The organism is Massilia pinisoli (genome assembly GCF_024753285.1).
GTDB lineage: Bacteria > Pseudomonadota > Gammaproteobacteria > Burkholderiales > Burkholderiaceae_D > Telluria > Telluria pinisoli.
The window spans coordinates 163492-179361 of sequence record NZ_JANUGW010000005.1; the positions used below are offsets into that span (position 1 = coordinate 163492).

Below are 15870 nucleotides of genomic sequence, written 5' to 3' on the forward strand. Positions count from 1 at the left end.
CGTCCAATGGAGGTCATATGTTGCGACTGACGAACACCTGCGCCTGCGCGCTGCTGGCGCTCACCGCGTTGCTGGGCGCCCCTGCCCGCGCGGCCAACAACGATCCCGTCGTGCTCGTGCATGGCGTCCTCGGCTTCGGCCCGCAGTCGCATCCGCTCGGCAGCTTCCTGTACTGGGGCGGCTACGGCGACATCGCGGCGCACCTGGCCGTCTACCACGGGCCGCACACCGTGTTCACGGCGCAGGTCGGTGCGATCGCGTCCAACTGGGACCGCGCCGCCGAGCTGTATGCCCAGATCAAGGGCGGCTGCGTCGACTACGGCGCCCATCACGTGGCGCGCTACGGCTATCCGGGCCAGCAGCAGAAGCCCGCCGGCAAGTGCTGGGCCGCCGACCCCACGCACAATCCGCAGGGCTACCCGCTCGCCTTCTACCCGCAATGGGACGCGGCCCACCCCATCCACATGATCGGCCACAGCCAGGGCGGCACGACGATCCGCGCGCTGATCCAGCTGCTGGAGCACGGTTCACCGGATGGCGACGAAGGCGGCGGCGCGCTCTACCAAGGCGGCAAGGTCGGCTGGGTGAAGAGCGTCGTCACGATCTCCGCCCCGCACGACGGCACCACGTTGCGCGATGCCGTGCTCGACGTCCTGCCGAATCTGCGCAGCCCCCTGCGCGACATCCTCGACAACGAGCTGGCCCATTGGGAACTGGCCCCGGACGGCGCACGCGAATTCAACCGCTGGGCCCTCACGTCGCCGTCGACCTATTATTTTTCGGTCGGCACCCTGGCCACGGAAGCGGGCGCCTGGTGCTGCAACGACACGGACCGCATCATCGCACCCGTGCAAAACACCGAGCTCCAATACCCGCGCGCCGACATGATCCCGTATTTCAAGCTGTTCGCCGGCGAGTGGATCGTCGGATCGCTGGCCCAGCCGGGCATGGGGTCGTACACGCAGAACGCACCGGGCCGCGTGCGCATCGACAGCAGGTGGTTTCCCAACGACGGCGTCGTCAACACGGTGAGCATGCGCGCACCGAGCGGGCACCCCGTGCGCGACTACGACGGCACGGCCGTGCGGGGGATGTGGAATTTCCTCGGCAATTACCGCGGCTACGACCACTTCGACGTGCTGAACTGGCCGAACCCGGGGCCGTCGGCCGACCCGATCTACGAGCGGATCAGCGATATCATCTTCGGCCTGCAGTGAGCGGCACCGCGTCAGATCGCCGACCTGAGCGTGCGCGCCAGGTCGGACAGGCGATACGGCTTGTTGACGAACGCGAACTCGTTGAGGTCGACGCCATGCCGTTGCTTCAGCGCCGGCAGCGGATAGCCGGACGCCAGCATGATCTTGGTGCCCGGATAGTGCTCGCGCGTGTAGCTGGCGAGCTCGATACCGTTCATCCCGTTCGGCATCACGACATCCGTGAACAGGATGTCGATGTCGCCCTGCTCCATCAATTCGATCGCTTCCTGGCCGCTGGACGCCGTCACGACGTCGTAGCCCATGCTCGTGAACAGCGACGCCGCGACGTCCATCAGGTCGGGCTCGTCCTCGACGATCAGCACGCGCTCCGTGTGCTCGGCGCGCGTCTCCTCGACGGAATGGATCGCGGCAGGCAGGTAGATCGCGATGGTCGTGCCTTCGTCCGGCCGGCTGTCGATGGCGACTTCGCCGCCCGACTGCTTGATGAAGCCGTAGACCTGCGACAGGCCGAGGCCCGTGCCCTTGCCCACTTCCTTCGTCGTGAAGAACGGCTCGAACGCGCGCGCGACGACGTCGGGCGGCATGCCCGTGCCCGTGTCGCTCACCGTCACGCGCACGTATTCGCCCGGCGCCAGGCCGGGGGGCTGCTGGCCGTCCGCCACGACGTTGCCGGTGGCGATCGTCAGGCGGCCGCCGTCGGGCATCGCATCGCGCGCGTTGACGACGAGGTTCAGCAGCGCCGACTCGAAACGGGCGCTGTCGATCACGGCGCTGTGGGCCTTGCGGTCGAGGTCGATCACGAAGTCGATCGAGGGATTGCCGGCACGGCGCAGCACGGTCTCGAAGCCGCGGATGATGCCGTTGACGTTGCGCGTCTCCGCCTGCAGCGGCTGCTGGCGCGCGAACGCGAGCAGTTGCTGCGTGAGGCGCGCACCGCGGTCGATCGCGCGGCGCATCGATTCGAGGGTGCGCACGTCGGTCTCGCCGCGCTGCAGGCCCAGCACTTCCAGGCCGCTGGACAGCACGGACAGCAGGTTGTTGAAGTCGTGCGCGACGCCGCCCGTGAGCTGGCCGATCGATTCCATCTTCTGCGCCTGGAACAGCGCGATATTGGCCCGTTCCAGCGCCTCGTCGGCCTTCTTCTTTTCCGTCAGGTCGCGCGTGATCTTGGCGAAGCCGAGCAAGGCGCCGTCGTCGTCGCGGATGGCGTCGAGGACGGCGTGCGCCCAGAAGCGCGAGCCGTCCTTGCGCACGCGCCAGCCCTCGGACTCGAAGCGGCCCGCCGACGCGGCCGTCTCCAGCGCGCGCTTCGGAAGGCCGGCGACCTGGTCTTCCGCCGTGTAGAAGCGCGAGAAATGGCTGCCGATGATCTCGGCCTGGCTGTAGCCCTTGATGCGCTCGGCGCCCGGGTTCCAGTTCGTGACGGTGCCTTCCGGCGACAGCATGAACAGCGCGTAGTCCGTCACGCCGTTCACGAGCAGGCGGAAGCGCTGTTCGCTCTCGCGCAACGCATCCTCGGCGCGCTTGCGTTCGGTGACGTCGCGCGTGACCTTCGCGAAGCCCAGCAGCACGCCTTCCTCGTTGTAGATCGGGTCGATGACCACGTGGGCCCAGAAACGCGACCCGTCCTTGCGCACACGCCAGCCCTCCGCTTCGTACTTGCCCTCCGCCAGCGCGATCGACAGCGCCCGCGCCGGCTTGCCCGCCTCGCGGTCCTCGGGGGTGTAGAAGCGCGAGAAGTGTTCGCCGAGGATCTCCTGCGCGACATAGCCCTTGAACCGGTTGGCGCCCGCGTTCCAGCTGCTGACGTGGCCTTCCGGATCGAGCATGTAGATGGCGTAGTCGCTGATCCCGGAGATCAGGTACTGGTAGCGCTTCTCGTCGGGCCAGCGTTGCGTAAGGGTCAGATCATTCATGTACTGCGGTTTTCATGGGCCTAAAGGGTATCGGAACCAGCCCATCATACACCGCAGCAAAAATGGCCGCGCGCGCTGCCATTTAACGAATTTCACATTGCCAATTTTCGCAAACCGGACCACCAAGAAACGTGCATCCTCGATGCATGTTCACGAAAAATCACCGGAATTGATGAGCAAGAACGCAACACCCGTTATATTGTCGCGCCGAAACGTGCGCGGAACCAGTCCGCCGTCGCGCCATCCGCCGGGAAGAACGACTCCAGCCGCAACTCGTGCACGGTCACGTCGTGCGGGGTGCCCAAGGTCGTGATCGTCGTGAACAGGTTCAGTTCGACGCCCTCGTGCGCGAGGGTGAGCGGCAGGAACGGCAGCGCGCGCCGCTCGAGGTTCGGCACGTGGTGGTCCGGGGCGAGGCCGCCCGCGATGCCGGGCAGCGCGGACAGCTCGGCCAGCAGCGCCGTCGCCTCGCTGCCCGGGCCGTCCGCCATGGCTTCGCGCTGGATCCACAGCAGGCTGTCGGCGCACACGGCCTGCCAGTTGACGAGGCGCGGCCGCAGGCCGGCCGGGTCGAGCATCAGGCGCAGCACGTTGATGGAACCGTCGCGCGGGATGACGGCGTCGGCGGGCATCCCCAGCAGCCACTTCATGAAGCCGGCGGCCGGCTCGTTGAAGCGCACGAGGTTCCACAGCCGGTCGACGACGAGCGCGGGGAACGGCGCCTGCTGGCGCAGCATGAAGTCGAGCGCCTGCATCACGCTCGACAGCTCCGGGTCGGACAGGTTGCGTTCCTGGTAGGCGGGCGCGAAGCCTGCCGCCAGCAGCATCGCGTTGCGCTGCCGCAGCGGGACGTCCAGCGCGATGCCCAGCTTCAGCACGAGGTCGCGGCTCGGCTGGGCGCGCCCGCTTTCCAAGAAGCTCAGGTGGCGCTGCGAGACGCTGGAGTCCACCGCCAGCCGCAGCTGGCTGTAGCCGCGCCGCGTGCGCCAGTAGCGCAGCGCCGAGCCGAAGTCGCTGAAGTAGCCCTCGCTGCGGGCCTCGGCCGCTTCCACGTGTCCGTCCTGCATCTCGCCTCCTTGATAGGAAAACATGAATCTACCCCGCGGCCCGGACGAACTCAAGCAGCTCGGCATTCACCCGCTCCACGTGCGTGAGGAACATGCCGTGCGCGGCATCTTCCAGCACGACGAGGCGGCAGTCCGGCACGAGGGCGGCCGTGCGGCGTGCCGTCAGCGCGAACGGCGCGGAGACGTCCAGCATCCCGGCGATCACGAGCACGGGCACGTCGAGCGCTTCCAGCTCCGCGCCCATGTCCGACGCCTGCACGGCGACGTGGCAGTCGTGCAGCGCCTGCAGCGAGCATTGCAGGGCCATCTGCGCGAGCCAGTCGCACATGCGCGGGCCGGCGCCGGGGACGAAGGGCTCGACGTTCTCCTCGATCCAGCGCGGGAAGTCGTGCAGCAGCTGCGTGGCGCGGAACTGTTCCAGCAGCGCCGGATCGATCCCTTCCGGATTCGTCGCCGACAGCGTGACGCCGGGCGTCATGGGCCCCAGCAGCGCCACCTGCCCCACCCGCGCGCTGCCGTGGCGCGTGAGGTAGCGGACGATCTCGTTGCAGCCCATCGAGTGCCCGACGAGCACGACGTCGCGCAGGTCCAGCGCTTCGATGACGGCCGCGATGTCGTCGGCGAGCGTGTCGAGGTCGTAGCCGCGGCCCGGGTCGGACGAGCGGCCGTGGCCGCGCCGGTCGAAGGCGATGCAGCGCAGATCCTGGCGTTGCAGCGCCATCATCTGGTAGCCCCACGAATCGGAGCACATCGACCAGCCGGACACGAACAGCACGGGGCGGCCGCGGCCCCAGTCGCGGTAGTACAGGTTGACGTCGCCGGCGATGATCGTGTTCGGTGCGCTCGTGTAGGCGCGGGCCGGACGGGAGGTGTGGGCATTGTGCATGATCGTCTCCTTTGCTTAGGCGGCATCGAGGAAACCGGTGACGCGGACCAGGCGGCCTTGCGCGTCGACGGTGGCGAAGTCGGTGCCGACGGCGAGCACGGCGTCCGGTGCGGCCTCGGCGGCCAGCGACCAGGAAAAGCGGACGACGTCGTTGTGGCCGGACGGCGTGCCATGCAGCGCGAACCGGCAGCCGGGGAACTGCTGCTGGGCGGCGCCGATCATCGCGTCGATGCCGTCCACGCCGCTGCCGCGCATGATCGGGTCGAGGTAGCTGGCATCCGGGGCGAACACTTGGACGACATGCGCGCGGCGGGCGGCCGGTTCGCGTTCGTTCCAGGCGGCGAGGTAGCGTTCGGCGATATGGGTGGCTTGGTTCATGATGGGCTCCTTGGTGGGTTGACGATGGAGCCAGTGTGCCCGCCGCCGCGCCGCGCGGCGATTACCTCCCAGGTAATGACGTCGTCGCGCGGGCGTCAAATTGCCCATTTCTGGAACGACAACATGGTCGTTCTCCGGCCCAATTCGCCGGATTCGCGCACAAACCGATGAGGTATCGCTGCAACATTGTTTTATGCATATTGCATAATAACATGCCGAGCATAATTGACGTTTGCCGTTTCATTGTAAAATGCCGGACTTGCAACCGACGTCCCCACCGCTGTTATCCATGACCCAGGCCGCTCCAGTTCCCGTCCTCGACCTGTCGACCTGCGACAAGGAACCGATCCGCACCCCCGGCAGCATCCAGCCCCACGGTTTCCTGCTCACCTTGGCGCCCGATCTGACCGTGCTGCAGGCCAGCGCGAACGTGGCGGCATGGTCCGGAACGGCGGCGGACGCAGCGATCGGGCGACCGCTGGCCGACGTGATCGGCACCGCGGCGGCGCAGCGCCTGGCGCCGGAACTCGCGGCGGACCGGGGCCCGCATCCCTACTACCTCGGCACCGTCGCCACGGCCAACGGCCGCCACTTCGACGTGCTCGCGCACCGCTGGGACGGCGTCACGATCGCCGAATTCGAAGCCGTGGACCGCGCGGAGCCGGCCGATTTCCGCAACCTGTATCCGCTGATCGGCGACTTCCTGCTGAAGGTGAACAGCGCGGGCAGCATCGAATCGCTGGCGCAGCTCGCGTGCCAGCACGTGCGCTCGGTCACGGGCTTCGGGCGCGTGCTCGTGTACCGCTTCGACGCCGACGGCCACGGCCACGTGATGGCGGAAGCGCGCGACGAACGCTATCACTCGTACCTGGGGCAGCACTTCCCGGCATCCGACATCCCGGTCCAGGCGCGCGAGCTGTACAAGCTGTCGCGCATCCGCCTGATCCAGGACGCGACGTACACGCCGGCGCCGCTCGTGCCGGCGCTGAACCCCGTGACCGGACGGCCGAACGACCTGTCGTTCGCCGCGCTGCGCAGCGTCTCGCCCGTGCACCTGCAGTACATGCGCAACATGAACACGCTGGCGTCGATGTCCGTGTCGCTGATGGTCAAGGGCCGGCTGTGGGGCCTGATCTCGTGCCACAACGAGGACGCGGCCCCGGTCGCGTTCGAGAAGCGCACGGCGTGCGAGCAACTGGGGCAGATCCTCGCGCTGTGCATCGAGTCGCGCGAGGACGCGGCCGAGCTGCAGTTCCGCCTCGAGGTGCGGCGCACGATGGTGTCGATGCTGGCCGGCCTCACGCAGGGCAGCGACTTCATCGAGAACCTTGCCAACGTGTTCCCCGACCTGCTGCGCTTCGCGCGCGCGGCCGGCGCGGCGATCGTCGTCGACGACCGGGTGCTCACGTACGGCGACACGCCGGAGCAGGACGACATCGTGGCCCTCGTCGACTGGCTCACCTTGCACGACCACGGGGACGTCTTCCACACCGATAAGCTGTCCGCGCTGTACCCGCCGGCGGAGCGGTTCGCGCGCAACGCCAGCGGCCTGCTGGCGATGCCGATCTCGCGCATCCACAAGCACTACCTGCTGTGGTTCCGGCCGGAGTGGGTGCACACGATCGAATGGGCCGGCAATCCGCACGCGAAGGAGCCGGCAGCCGGCGCGCCCACGCAGCTGTCGCCGCGCACGAGCTTCGCCGCGTGGCGCGAGACGATCCACGGCACGAGCCTGCCGTGGCACGGCGGCGAGATCGAGCTGGCGCTGGAATTCCGCACCGCGCTGCTGGGCATCGCGCTCGAACGCGCCGAGCAGATGGCCGAACTGGCCGAGGAACTGGGCCGCGCGAACAAGGAACTGGAGGCGTTCTCGTATTCCGTCTCGCACGACCTGCGCGCGCCGCTGCGCCACATCGTCGGCTTCGCCGACCTGCTGCTCGAATCGGCCGGCAGCGAGGACGCCCAGCAGCGCCAGCGCTTCCTCAAGAACATCAAGGAAGCGGCGCGCCTGGCCGGCAAGCTCGTCGACGACCTGCTGTCGTTCTCGCAGATGGGCCGCGCGTCGCTGCGCCCCACGACCGTGGACATGAACGACCTCGTGGCCTCCTGCATCGACAAGCTGGCGCTGGAAACGCGCGGCCGCAACATCGAGTGGGACATCGGCCCGCTGCCCACGATCTGGGCCGACCCGACCTTCGTACACCTGGCCGTGTTCAACCTGCTGTCGAACGCCGTCAAGTTCACGGGCCAGCGCGATCCGGCCGTAATCCGCGTCCACGCGGAAGACCATCCGCACGAGACCGTGTTCCACGTGGCCGACAACGGCGCCGGCTTCAACATGGAATACGTGCACAAGCTGTTCGGCGTGTTCCAGCGCCTGCACCGGATGGAAGACTTCGCGGGCACCGGCATCGGCCTCGCGAACGTGCGCCGCATCGTCGAGCGCCACGACGGGCGGGTCTGGGCCCGGTCCGTGCAAGGCGAGGGAGCGACGTTCTCGTTCGCGCTCCCAAAACAGAACCAATATTGACCGTCATTCGTAGATACTCATGCTCAAGCCCATCCTGCTGGTCGAAGACAACCCCAACGATCTCGAACTGACGCTGATCGCTTTGTCGAAAAGCCAGCTCGCCAACCAGGTCATCATCGTGCGCGATGGCGCCGAGGCGCTGGACTACCTGCACCGCCGCGGCGACTACGCGGCGCGCCCGGCCGGCAACCCGGCCGTCGTGCTGCTCGACCTGAAACTGCCGAAAGTGGATGGCCTCGAAGTGCTGCGTGAGATCCGCACCACCGAAGGCTTGAAGCCCCTGCCCGTCGTGATGCTCACCTCGTCGCGGGAAGAACAGGACCTGGTACGCAGCTACGAAATGGGCGTGAACGCCTACGTGGTCAAGCCCGTCGATTTCACGGAATTCGTGCGCGCGATCGCGGACCTGGGCATCTTCTGGGCCGTGCTGAACGAACCGCCGCCGGGGTCGCAGCGCTACATCAAGCCCAATAAATAATCGGCCGACGGCGCGGAATTCGCGTGGGCACGGGGTGCCCACCATGCGCAGACGCAGCGCGCCCTATCGCCGGATTTAGTGCGTAGCGCTGGCGGCCACCTCGGCACGCCGCCGCCGCAACAGGTGCCGGATGCGCGCACTGAGCGCGTCCGGGTGATACGGCTTCTGCAACAGGTTCACGGACGCCTCCAGCTTCCCCTCGTGCGCGAGCACGCCCTCCGCATAACCCGACGTGTACAGGATCTGCGCCTGCGGCAGCCGCGTCCGCACGACGTCGCCCAGCTGCAGGCTGCTCACGGGCCCCGGCATGATCACGTCCGTGAACACGAGGTCGATGTGCTGGCCGCCCTCGACGATCTCGACGGCGCGCGCGGCGTCTGGCGCTTCCAGCACGCGGTAGCCCAGCGCGGACAGGATGCCGCACGTCGTGCTGCGCACGTCTTCCTCGTCCTCGACGACGAGGATCGTCTCGATGCCGCCCAGCAGCGGCCCGGACGCGACGTGTTCCGCGCGCACGGCCTCGGCCTCGGTGCGCGGCAGGTAGATGCGCACGCTGGTGCCCTTGCCCGGCTCGCTCTTGAGGACGATCTCGCCGCCGGACTGCTTGACGAAGCCGTAGGCCATCGACAGCCCGAGCCCCGTCCCCTGCCCCGTCGGCTTGGTCGTGAAGAACGGTTCGAACGCGCGCTCCAGCACTTCCTGCGCCATGCCCTTGCCGGTGTCCGCGACTTCGATCAGCACGTAATGGCCGATCGGCACTTCGGTGGGCAACGGGCCGTCGGGTCCGACGTTGGCGGCGTGGATCGTCAGCGTGCCGCTGCCGGCCATCGCGTCGCGCGCATTGATGGCGAGGTTCAGCAGCACGTTGTTGAGCTGGCTCGGGTCGACGAGCGTGCTGCCGAGGCCTGCCGCGATCTCGGTCACGACGCGCGCGCGCGGGCCGAGCACGCGGCGCATCATGTCGTCCATCTCGCGCAGCAGGTGGCCGGGATTGATCACGACGGCCTGCAGCGGCTGGCGGCGCGCGAACGCAAGCAGGTGCGACGACAACTTGGCACCGCGCTCGACGCCAGCCAGCGCCATGTCGACGCGTGCCTTGCCCGCATCGTTCAAGTTGCCGACCAGTTTCAGCAATTGCAGGTTGCCGCCGATGATCTGCAGGACGTTGTTGAAATCGTGGGCGACGCCGCCCGTCAACTGGCCGATGGCCTCCATCTTCTGCGCCTGGTGCAGCGCCGACTGGCTGGCCGCGAGCTGTTCCTGGCTGTGGCGCAGCGACACGAACGCAGCGTCGCGCTGGCGCCGGGCGATGCACGCATCGCTGTGGTAGCGCACGCGCGCGACGAGCTCGCGCGGATCGGGCCATTTGACGAGGTAATCGTTCGCACCGACGGCGAACGCCTTCGCCTTGATTTCGGGATCTTCTTCGGACGACAGCAGGATGACGGGAATATGCTCCGTGTCCTTGTCGGCGCGCAGGCGGCGCGTGACCTCGAAGCCGTCGGCTTCCGGCATCCGCAAGTCGACGAGGATGACCGTCGCACCGATCTCCTTCGCCAGCGCGACCGCCATGCCGGGGTCGCGGGCATACCGCAGCCCATACGACGCGCACCCTTTCATGCCATGGGAAATGATGTCCTCGGCAAAGGGTTCGTCATCGATCAGCAGGATCGAGCAGGCGCTGGGGTCGTCTTGGTTCATTGCAAAACGGCAGGAAACGGCATGGAAGAGAGAACCAAAATTGCAAAATAGTAAGGGTTGATTTTACACCAACCATGGCGGGTGACGTTGCTCGATTGAAGCGTACGACGGTGGGACAATTCGATATCGCGGGCGGGCGCAAGCTCGATTGCCCTGAGTCTCGATGCCTATGAGCAACTGCTGATGCGGGCGGCGCACTACTTTGTTGGCTAATGCGTTTTCTGGACTTCCTCGACGGCAGGTTCGAATGCGTCGAGGTGCTGCAACACCGACGAATTTTTTGCATACTTTCTCTTGAGCTGCGCCAGTTTCTGATCAGTTCCCTTGCACAGCTTCCGTGTTTCGCGCCGCAGCTGTTGCGTGCGATGTTTATCGACTGGATCAGGTAGTTCGCCTCGCATGTGATCGCAACCCTCGCGTGTTTCGATGAAAGTCCGCACATCGTTTGGAAGCTGTTCATTTGCCAGGACTGGATGGAATGGCACCGACAAAGACAGACAAAGCACTATTGTTTTCATGGCTCACGCTCCGTTATCCGACCAGTGCGGATCGTCCCGGCCCGCACGGTTGTACTTGATGACGCCGTAAATTTCTCGTCGTGCCAATTTGAATCAGGGTTTACCACGCCCCATCCACCACAACATTGCGTCATCTCGATCCGACCAGGTGCGGTCGCGTGTCCTTGCGCAGGCGCCAATACACGGAATATCGTTGATGGTGCAGGTCGAATAACGGCCGCACGACGATGCCGCTTGCCGGACCGGCGTCCTTGATCTGGAACGCGGACGGATCGCCGGCGAGTGGAACGAGCCAATCGGCGGGATCGCCGGACGTGCTGACGATATCGGGCACCGCCACTGGCGCGATCTTCAAATAGGCATCCTTGTCGCCCACGTCGCTGGCATGCATATTGGCCTTGCCGAGTTCTCCGGCCAGCAGCACGGGGCCGTGGAATATCGAGATCATCGAGGCATCGTCCATCGCTTGCTCGAGGCGCAGCCCCGCGGGAAGCGTCAGGTCGATCACGTCGCCGGCTTTCCATTGCCGCCGCAACGCGAGATAACTTGCCGGCTTGGCGTCAACGCGCTGCGGCTTGCCGTTGATGCTGACTGTCACCGGCTTGGCCACCCACGCGGGAATGCGCAGGTGGAGCGTGACGGCGTGGGCGCCAGGCTTCACCACCGTCATGTGCACCGGCTCCCCCCGCGTGATGTCGCCTTGCTGCCGCAATACCATCCCACGTTCCCGCCAGCTGAGCTCGGATGGGATGTACAGGTTCACCCACAGCGCACCATCGTTGTGAAAGTAAATGCCTTCGTTGTAGCGTGCGGTGTTTTCGAGACCGGTGCCCGAACAGCAAAAGGTGCCGCGAAGATAGGTGCGGAAATCCCCATGGAACGGCGTGAAGTAGGTCACGGCACCCGTGTCGGGCGCCACCGACGCGAGCACGTGGTTGTACAACGCGCGCTCGTAGTAGTCGGCGAGTTCCGCACGGCGGTTGCGCTCGAACAGCCTCGCGGTCAGCTTCAGCATATTGTGCGTGTTACACGTTTCGGCGGTGGTCGGGGGCAACGCCTTCTGACTATCGATGGACGGGCCGGCCTCCACACCGGGTTTGTCGAACCATTCGTTGAACGAGTTGCCGCCGTTGGCGAACGAATGCCGGTGCGCGACCAGTCGCCAGAAATTCTCGGACGCTTTCAATTCGACCGGGTCGCCGTCGACGTTCGCCGAGTTGGCAAGGCCCACTGCCGGCGCGATGTGCGTATTGGCGTGCAAGCCGCCCAGCCTATCCTCGCCCTCGGCAAGCGGACCGACGAACCAGGCGCGATGGAACATGCGGGCAAATTCGAGGTGGCGCGGATCGTTGCTGATTTTAAAAAGTTCCGTGAGCGCGTCACTCATCGCGCCAAACTCGTTTTGTGGATTGCGGCTGCCGTCCGTCCGGAACATCTTGTCGATCTGCGCGGCATCCAGCGCCGCGAGCCGTTTCCCAAAATAGTCGGCCATCCTCGTGACGACGTCCAGTGCCTGCTTGTTGCCGACATAGGTATAGGCGTCGACGAGGCCCGACATGATCTTCTGGATCGTGTAATAAGGCACGCCGATGCCCTGGGCATCGGCTCCGGGCTTGCCCTCGAGCTGGTCGAACGCGGCCGTGGGAAAGGCGGCCAGGTAGCCGTCCAGATTCAGCGCCCGCTGGCATGCGGCGAGCTCACCCACGAGATAGTTCACCCGGTCGCGGAACAGGAGGCTTCCCGTCGCCGCCGCCATGCGCGATGCGCCCGACAAATAATGCCCGGTCATGTGCCCACGGATAAATTCACTGTCCCAGCCGTCGTACCCCTTGTCGACACCTTCTTTTTGGGGAAGCTTGGCGACAGCGCGGTAGTGGTAAAGCAGTTTGTCGGGATCGTAAGCCGCGAGCACCCCATTTCGATGCAGTTCCTGCCGTGCGTAAAACGGACTGCCCGGCAGCAGGCGCACCTGATTTGCCAGGAAGGCGCGGGCCGCATCGACCGGTGCGGCGCCCGACACCGGGGGCACCGGTTGACCAAGGTCGTGGGCGGCACAATGCGCCGGCAGCGCCGCCAGGGTCGCTTTGAGCATCGAACGCCGGGTAAACGACATGGGACAGCCTTTCGTCGAATGGGATAGCAGAAGCCGAATATGGGCCGCCTCCCCATGGCGAGTCAAGAATGAAAATGAAGAAATCGGAGACAAAAATGGAGGGCGTCAGCGGCTCTTCTTTTTATTCGAGGTAAAAGTCCGCGCATAAAACCCGGGCGGCTTCGTCGCCACCCAGTCGATGAACGCGCGAATATCGGCATCGTCCCGCAGCGCGTCCCACGTGTGATACGCGCGCAGCAATTCGCGTTCGGAAAAGGTCGCGTGGATCTTGCGATGGCAGATCTTGTGGATGGGGAATTGCTCCCTGCCCTTCATCGACTTCGGGACGAGGTGATGGCGGTCGATGTTGACCGTGCCGAGCGGCCGGCCGCACAGCGGGCACGGACCGTCGGCCGCGGGCGGCGGGTCGGGAGGAACGGGAAGAACGGGACGGCGCGCCATGGGCTCCATATCGAGGCGGGCGCCGCCGTTTAAAGTGCCTCTCAGCCGCGCACGCGCGCCGCGATGGCATCGCCGACTTCGACCGTCGTCGCCGTGCCGCCCAGGTCCCCCGTGCGCGGGCCCGTGCGCAGCACCTCCTCGATGGCCGCGACAATGGCGTCGTGCGCCTCGCCGCAGCGCGGGTCCGGGTTCGGACCGGCCGCGAGGAACGCGAGCATCATCGCGCCCGACCAGATCATCGCGATGGGGTTGGCGATGCCCTGGCCGGCGATGTCCGGCGCGGACCCGTGCACGGGCTCGAACAGCGACGGGAACGTGCGGTCCGGGTTCAGGTTGCCCGACGGCGCCAGGCCGATCGTGCCCGTGCACGCGGGGCCGAGGTCGGACAGGATGTCGCCGAACAGGTTCGACGCCACGACGACGTCGAAGCGGTCCGGCTGCAGCACGAAGCGCGCCGTCAGGATGTCGATGTGCTGCTTGTCGACGGTGACTTGCGGATAGTCGGCGTGGATCGCGTCCGCGCGGCCGTCCCACCACGGCATGCTGATGGCGATGCCGTTCGATTTCGTCGCGACCGTCAGGTGACGGCGCCGGCGCGCGTTGGCCAGCTCGAACGCGTAGCGCAGCACGCGGTCGGTGCCGTGGCGCGTGAACACGGATTCCTGGATCACCATTTCGCGCTCGGTGCCGGGGAACATCACGCCGCCCAGGTTCGTGTACTCGCCTTCCGTGTTTTCGCGCACGACGAAGAAGTCGATGTCACCCGGCTTGCGGCCGGCCAGCGGGCATGGCACGCCTTCGAACAGCCGGACGGGACGGAGGTTGATGTACTGGTCGAATTCGCGCCGGAACTTGAGCAGCGAGCCCCACAGCGACACGTGGTCCGGCACGAGCGCGGGCCAGCCGACGGCGCCGAAATAGATCGCGTCCATCCCGGACAATTGCTCCTTCCAGTCCGGCGGCATCATCTCGCCGTGCTGCATGTACCAGTCGCAACTGGCCCATGGAAAATGCGCGAAGTCGAGATGCAGGTTGAAGCGCTCGGCCGCCGCGGCCAATACCTTCAGGCCTTCCGGCAGCACTTCCTTGCCGATGCCGTCGCCGGCGATGGCGGCGATCTTGAAACGTCGTGTCATTTGTTGTCCTTGTAATGTATCCGGCTCACACGGCCGGCGCCGCGACGACGAGGCGCGAGAAGCTCGCGACGCTGGCCGCGGCCGAGAACGCGGCCGCGATGCCGAGCGCGAGCCATGGTCCGCGCACATGGGAAATAGTAAGACAGAACGCGACAAGCGCGGCGCCCGTCGCCTGCCCCGTCAGGCGCGCGGTCGCGACCATGCCGCTGGCGCTGCCGCCGCGCGAGGCCGGCGCGCTGCCCATGATCGCTTTCACATTGGGTGCCTGGAAGAAGCCGAAGCCGATGCCGCACACGGCCATCCGCCAGCCGATGGCGAGGGCCGACGGGTCGGCCGGCAAGGTCATCATCGCGACGAGGCCCGCGGCGAGGATCACGAGGCCGATACCGCCCAGCAGGCCCGGCGAATACCGGTCGGACAGGCGCCCGGCGATGGGTGCCATCACGCCGACGAGCACGGGCCACGGCGTCATCAGGAAGCCTGTTTCGACGGGCGAGCGGCCCAGCGTCGTCTCGAAGTAGAACGGCAGCGCGACGAATGCCAGCGCCTGCGCGGCGAACGTGCAGATCGCGGTGATGGTCGACAGTGCAAACAATGGCCGCCGGAACAGATCGACCGGCAACAGCGGCGCCGGATGGCCCCGTTCGCGCCGCAGCAGCAGGCCGAAGAACACGAGCGCAACCAGCGCTTCGGGCAGCAGGGTCGCGACGGGCACGCGGTGCGCCGCGTCGCCCAGCGCCAGCACGGCCATCGCGAACGCGATAACGTTGAAGACGCCGGCGACGACGTCGACCTTGTGGCTGGCGCGGCGCGTGTCCGGCAAGACCTTGCGCGCCATGAAAAATGCGACGATGCCCGGCACCACGTTAATGCCGAACAGCCATTGCCACGATGACGCCGCGAGGATGATCGACGCGAGGCTCGGCCCCAGCGCGAACCCGACGGCGACGACGAGTGCGTTATTGCCGAAGCCGCGCCCCTGCAGCGCGGCCGGGTACGTTGCGCGCAGCAGCGCCGTGTTGACGCCCATGATGGCGGCGGCGCCGAGCCCTTGGAACAGCCGTCCGATGATCAGCAGCGGCAGCGACCACGCGAGCGCGCACGCGAGCGACGCCAGCGTGAACAACGCCATGCCGGCCACGTAGATGCGGCGGTAGCCGATGGTCTCGCCCAGCGCCGCGATCGGCAGCAACGTGGCGACCATCGCCAGTTGATAAGCATTCACGATCCACACGGAGTCGGCCGGCGAGGCGTGCAATTGCTGCGCCATCGCGGGCAGCGCCGTGTTGGCGATGGCGGTGTCGAGTGCCGACATGCCGACGCCCAGCGAGAGGGCGAGAATGGCCCAGATGCGGGGTCCGGGCGGGAGTCCGTCGTGTTCGAGAGGTGTTGTATTGACTGTTGCTTGCATGCTCGATCCTGACGGCAAAGGATCGATTGTAGGCCCGTTGGACGAAGCGTGCAGCGGGCCGCCGTTTTTCATACGGCC

Annotated in this window: 13 protein-coding genes; 3 read left to right on the forward strand and 10 right to left on the reverse strand. The window is 66.5% G+C overall.

All coding sequences use genetic code 11. From position 1 onward, the window contains the following. Positions 1 to 17 precede the first annotated feature (17 nt). Positions 18 to 1217 (forward strand): lipase family alpha/beta hydrolase, encoded by a 1200-nt coding sequence (locus NX784_RS08945; RefSeq protein ID WP_258816304.1) that lies wholly within the window; start codon positions 18 to 20, stop codon positions 1215 to 1217. 11 nt (positions 1218 to 1228) lie between these two features. On the opposite strand, the gene NX784_RS08950 is transcribed toward NX784_RS08945, so the two are convergent. The 4 genes from NX784_RS08950 to NX784_RS08965 all read right to left on the reverse strand — a co-directional run bounded on the left by NX784_RS08950 (position 1229) and on the right by NX784_RS08965 (position 5464). After that, positions 1229 to 3133: a hybrid sensor histidine kinase/response regulator gene (locus NX784_RS08950; protein ID WP_258816305.1), complete on the reverse strand. Its 1905-nt coding sequence runs from the start codon at positions 3131 to 3133 to the stop codon at positions 1229 to 1231. Between the two features lie 194 nt (positions 3134 to 3327). Next, positions 3328 to 4200 (reverse strand): helix-turn-helix domain-containing protein, encoded by an 873-nt coding sequence (locus tag NX784_RS08955; protein ID WP_258816306.1) that lies wholly within the window; start codon positions 4198 to 4200, stop codon positions 3328 to 3330. A 28-nt stretch (positions 4201 to 4228) separates the two neighbouring features. Then, positions 4229 to 5086, reverse strand: coding sequence for an alpha/beta fold hydrolase (locus NX784_RS08960; RefSeq protein WP_258816307.1), 858 nt, complete (start codon positions 5084 to 5086; stop codon positions 4229 to 4231). A gap of 15 nt (positions 5087 to 5101) precedes the next feature. Beyond that, on the reverse strand, positions 5102 to 5464 hold the full coding sequence (locus NX784_RS08965) for a nuclear transport factor 2 family protein (RefSeq protein WP_258816308.1): 363 nt from the start codon (positions 5462 to 5464) through the stop codon (positions 5102 to 5104). A 289-nt stretch (positions 5465 to 5753) separates the two neighbouring features. On the opposite strand from NX784_RS08965, the gene NX784_RS08970 reads away from it, so the two are divergent. Further along, a complete protein-coding gene (locus tag NX784_RS08970; protein ID WP_258816309.1) occupies positions 5754 to 7994 on the forward strand; it encodes an ATP-binding protein in 2241 nt (746 codons plus the stop codon). A gap of 19 nt (positions 7995 to 8013) precedes the next feature. Then, complete coding sequence (locus NX784_RS08975; RefSeq protein ID WP_258816310.1) at positions 8014 to 8472, forward strand: response regulator; 459 nt, start codon at positions 8014 to 8016, stop codon at positions 8470 to 8472. A gap of 75 nt (positions 8473 to 8547) precedes the next feature. Here the strand turns inward: NX784_RS08975 and NX784_RS08980 are convergent, their stop codons facing one another. The 6 genes from NX784_RS08980 to NX784_RS09005 all read right to left on the reverse strand — a co-directional run bounded on the left by NX784_RS08980 (position 8548) and on the right by NX784_RS09005 (position 15792). After that, a complete protein-coding gene (locus NX784_RS08980; protein WP_258816311.1) occupies positions 8548 to 10173 on the reverse strand; it encodes a response regulator in 1626 nt (541 codons plus the stop codon). A 209-nt stretch (positions 10174 to 10382) separates the two neighbouring features. Continuing rightward, positions 10383 to 10691, reverse strand: a complete 309-nt coding sequence (locus tag NX784_RS08985; protein WP_258816312.1) for a hypothetical protein — start codon at positions 10689 to 10691, stop codon at positions 10383 to 10385. A 130-nt stretch (positions 10692 to 10821) separates the two neighbouring features. After that, entirely contained in the window at positions 10822 to 12804 is a 1983-nt protein-coding gene (locus tag NX784_RS08990) for a beta-L-arabinofuranosidase domain-containing protein (protein ID WP_258816313.1), read from the reverse strand. 105 nt (positions 12805 to 12909) lie between these two features. Beyond that, positions 12910 to 13245, reverse strand: a complete 336-nt coding sequence (locus NX784_RS08995) for an HNH endonuclease signature motif containing protein (protein ID WP_258816314.1) — start codon at positions 13243 to 13245, stop codon at positions 12910 to 12912. A gap of 41 nt (positions 13246 to 13286) precedes the next feature. Next, positions 13287 to 14381, reverse strand: coding sequence for a tartrate dehydrogenase (locus tag NX784_RS09000; protein ID WP_258816315.1), 1095 nt, complete (start codon positions 14379 to 14381; stop codon positions 13287 to 13289). A 25-nt stretch (positions 14382 to 14406) separates the two neighbouring features. Then, a complete protein-coding gene (locus NX784_RS09005; protein ID WP_258816316.1) occupies positions 14407 to 15792 on the reverse strand; it encodes an MFS transporter in 1386 nt (461 codons plus the stop codon). Between the last annotated feature and the right edge of the window lie 78 nt (positions 15793 to 15870).

Bases quoted from the DNA above. Each gene is read 5' to 3' on its own strand.
- NX784_RS08945 (WP_258816304.1), top strand. From the start codon at position 18: ATGTTGCGACTGACGAACACCTGCGCCTGCGCGCTGCTGGCGCTCACC.
- NX784_RS08950 (WP_258816305.1), bottom strand. From the start codon at position 3,133: ATGAATGATCTGACCCTTACGCAACGCTGGCCCGACGAGAAGCGCTAC.
- NX784_RS08955 (WP_258816306.1), bottom strand. From the start codon at position 4,200: ATGCAGGACGGACACGTGGAAGCGGCCGAGGCCCGCAGCGAGGGCTAC.
- NX784_RS08960 (WP_258816307.1), bottom strand. From the start codon at position 5,086: ATGCACAATGCCCACACCTCCCGTCCGGCCCGCGCCTACACGAGCGCA.
- NX784_RS08965 (WP_258816308.1), bottom strand. From the start codon at position 5,464: ATGAACCAAGCCACCCATATCGCCGAACGCTACCTCGCCGCCTGGAAC.
- NX784_RS08970 (WP_258816309.1), top strand. From the start codon at position 5,754: ATGACCCAGGCCGCTCCAGTTCCCGTCCTCGACCTGTCGACCTGCGAC.
- NX784_RS08975 (WP_258816310.1), top strand. From the start codon at position 8,014: ATGCTCAAGCCCATCCTGCTGGTCGAAGACAACCCCAACGATCTCGAA.
- NX784_RS08980 (WP_258816311.1), bottom strand. From the start codon at position 10,173: ATGAACCAAGACGACCCCAGCGCCTGCTCGATCCTGCTGATCGATGAC.
- NX784_RS08985 (WP_258816312.1), bottom strand. From the start codon at position 10,691: ATGAAAACAATAGTGCTTTGTCTGTCTTTGTCGGTGCCATTCCATCCA.
- NX784_RS08990 (WP_258816313.1), bottom strand. From the start codon at position 12,804: ATGTCGTTTACCCGGCGTTCGATGCTCAAAGCGACCCTGGCGGCGCTG.
- NX784_RS08995 (WP_258816314.1), bottom strand. From the start codon at position 13,245: ATGGCGCGCCGTCCCGTTCTTCCCGTTCCTCCCGACCCGCCGCCCGCG.
- NX784_RS09000 (WP_258816315.1), bottom strand. From the start codon at position 14,381: ATGACACGACGTTTCAAGATCGCCGCCATCGCCGGCGACGGCATCGGC.
- NX784_RS09005 (WP_258816316.1), bottom strand. From the start codon at position 15,792: ATGCAAGCAACAGTCAATACAACACCTCTCGAACACGACGGACTCCCG.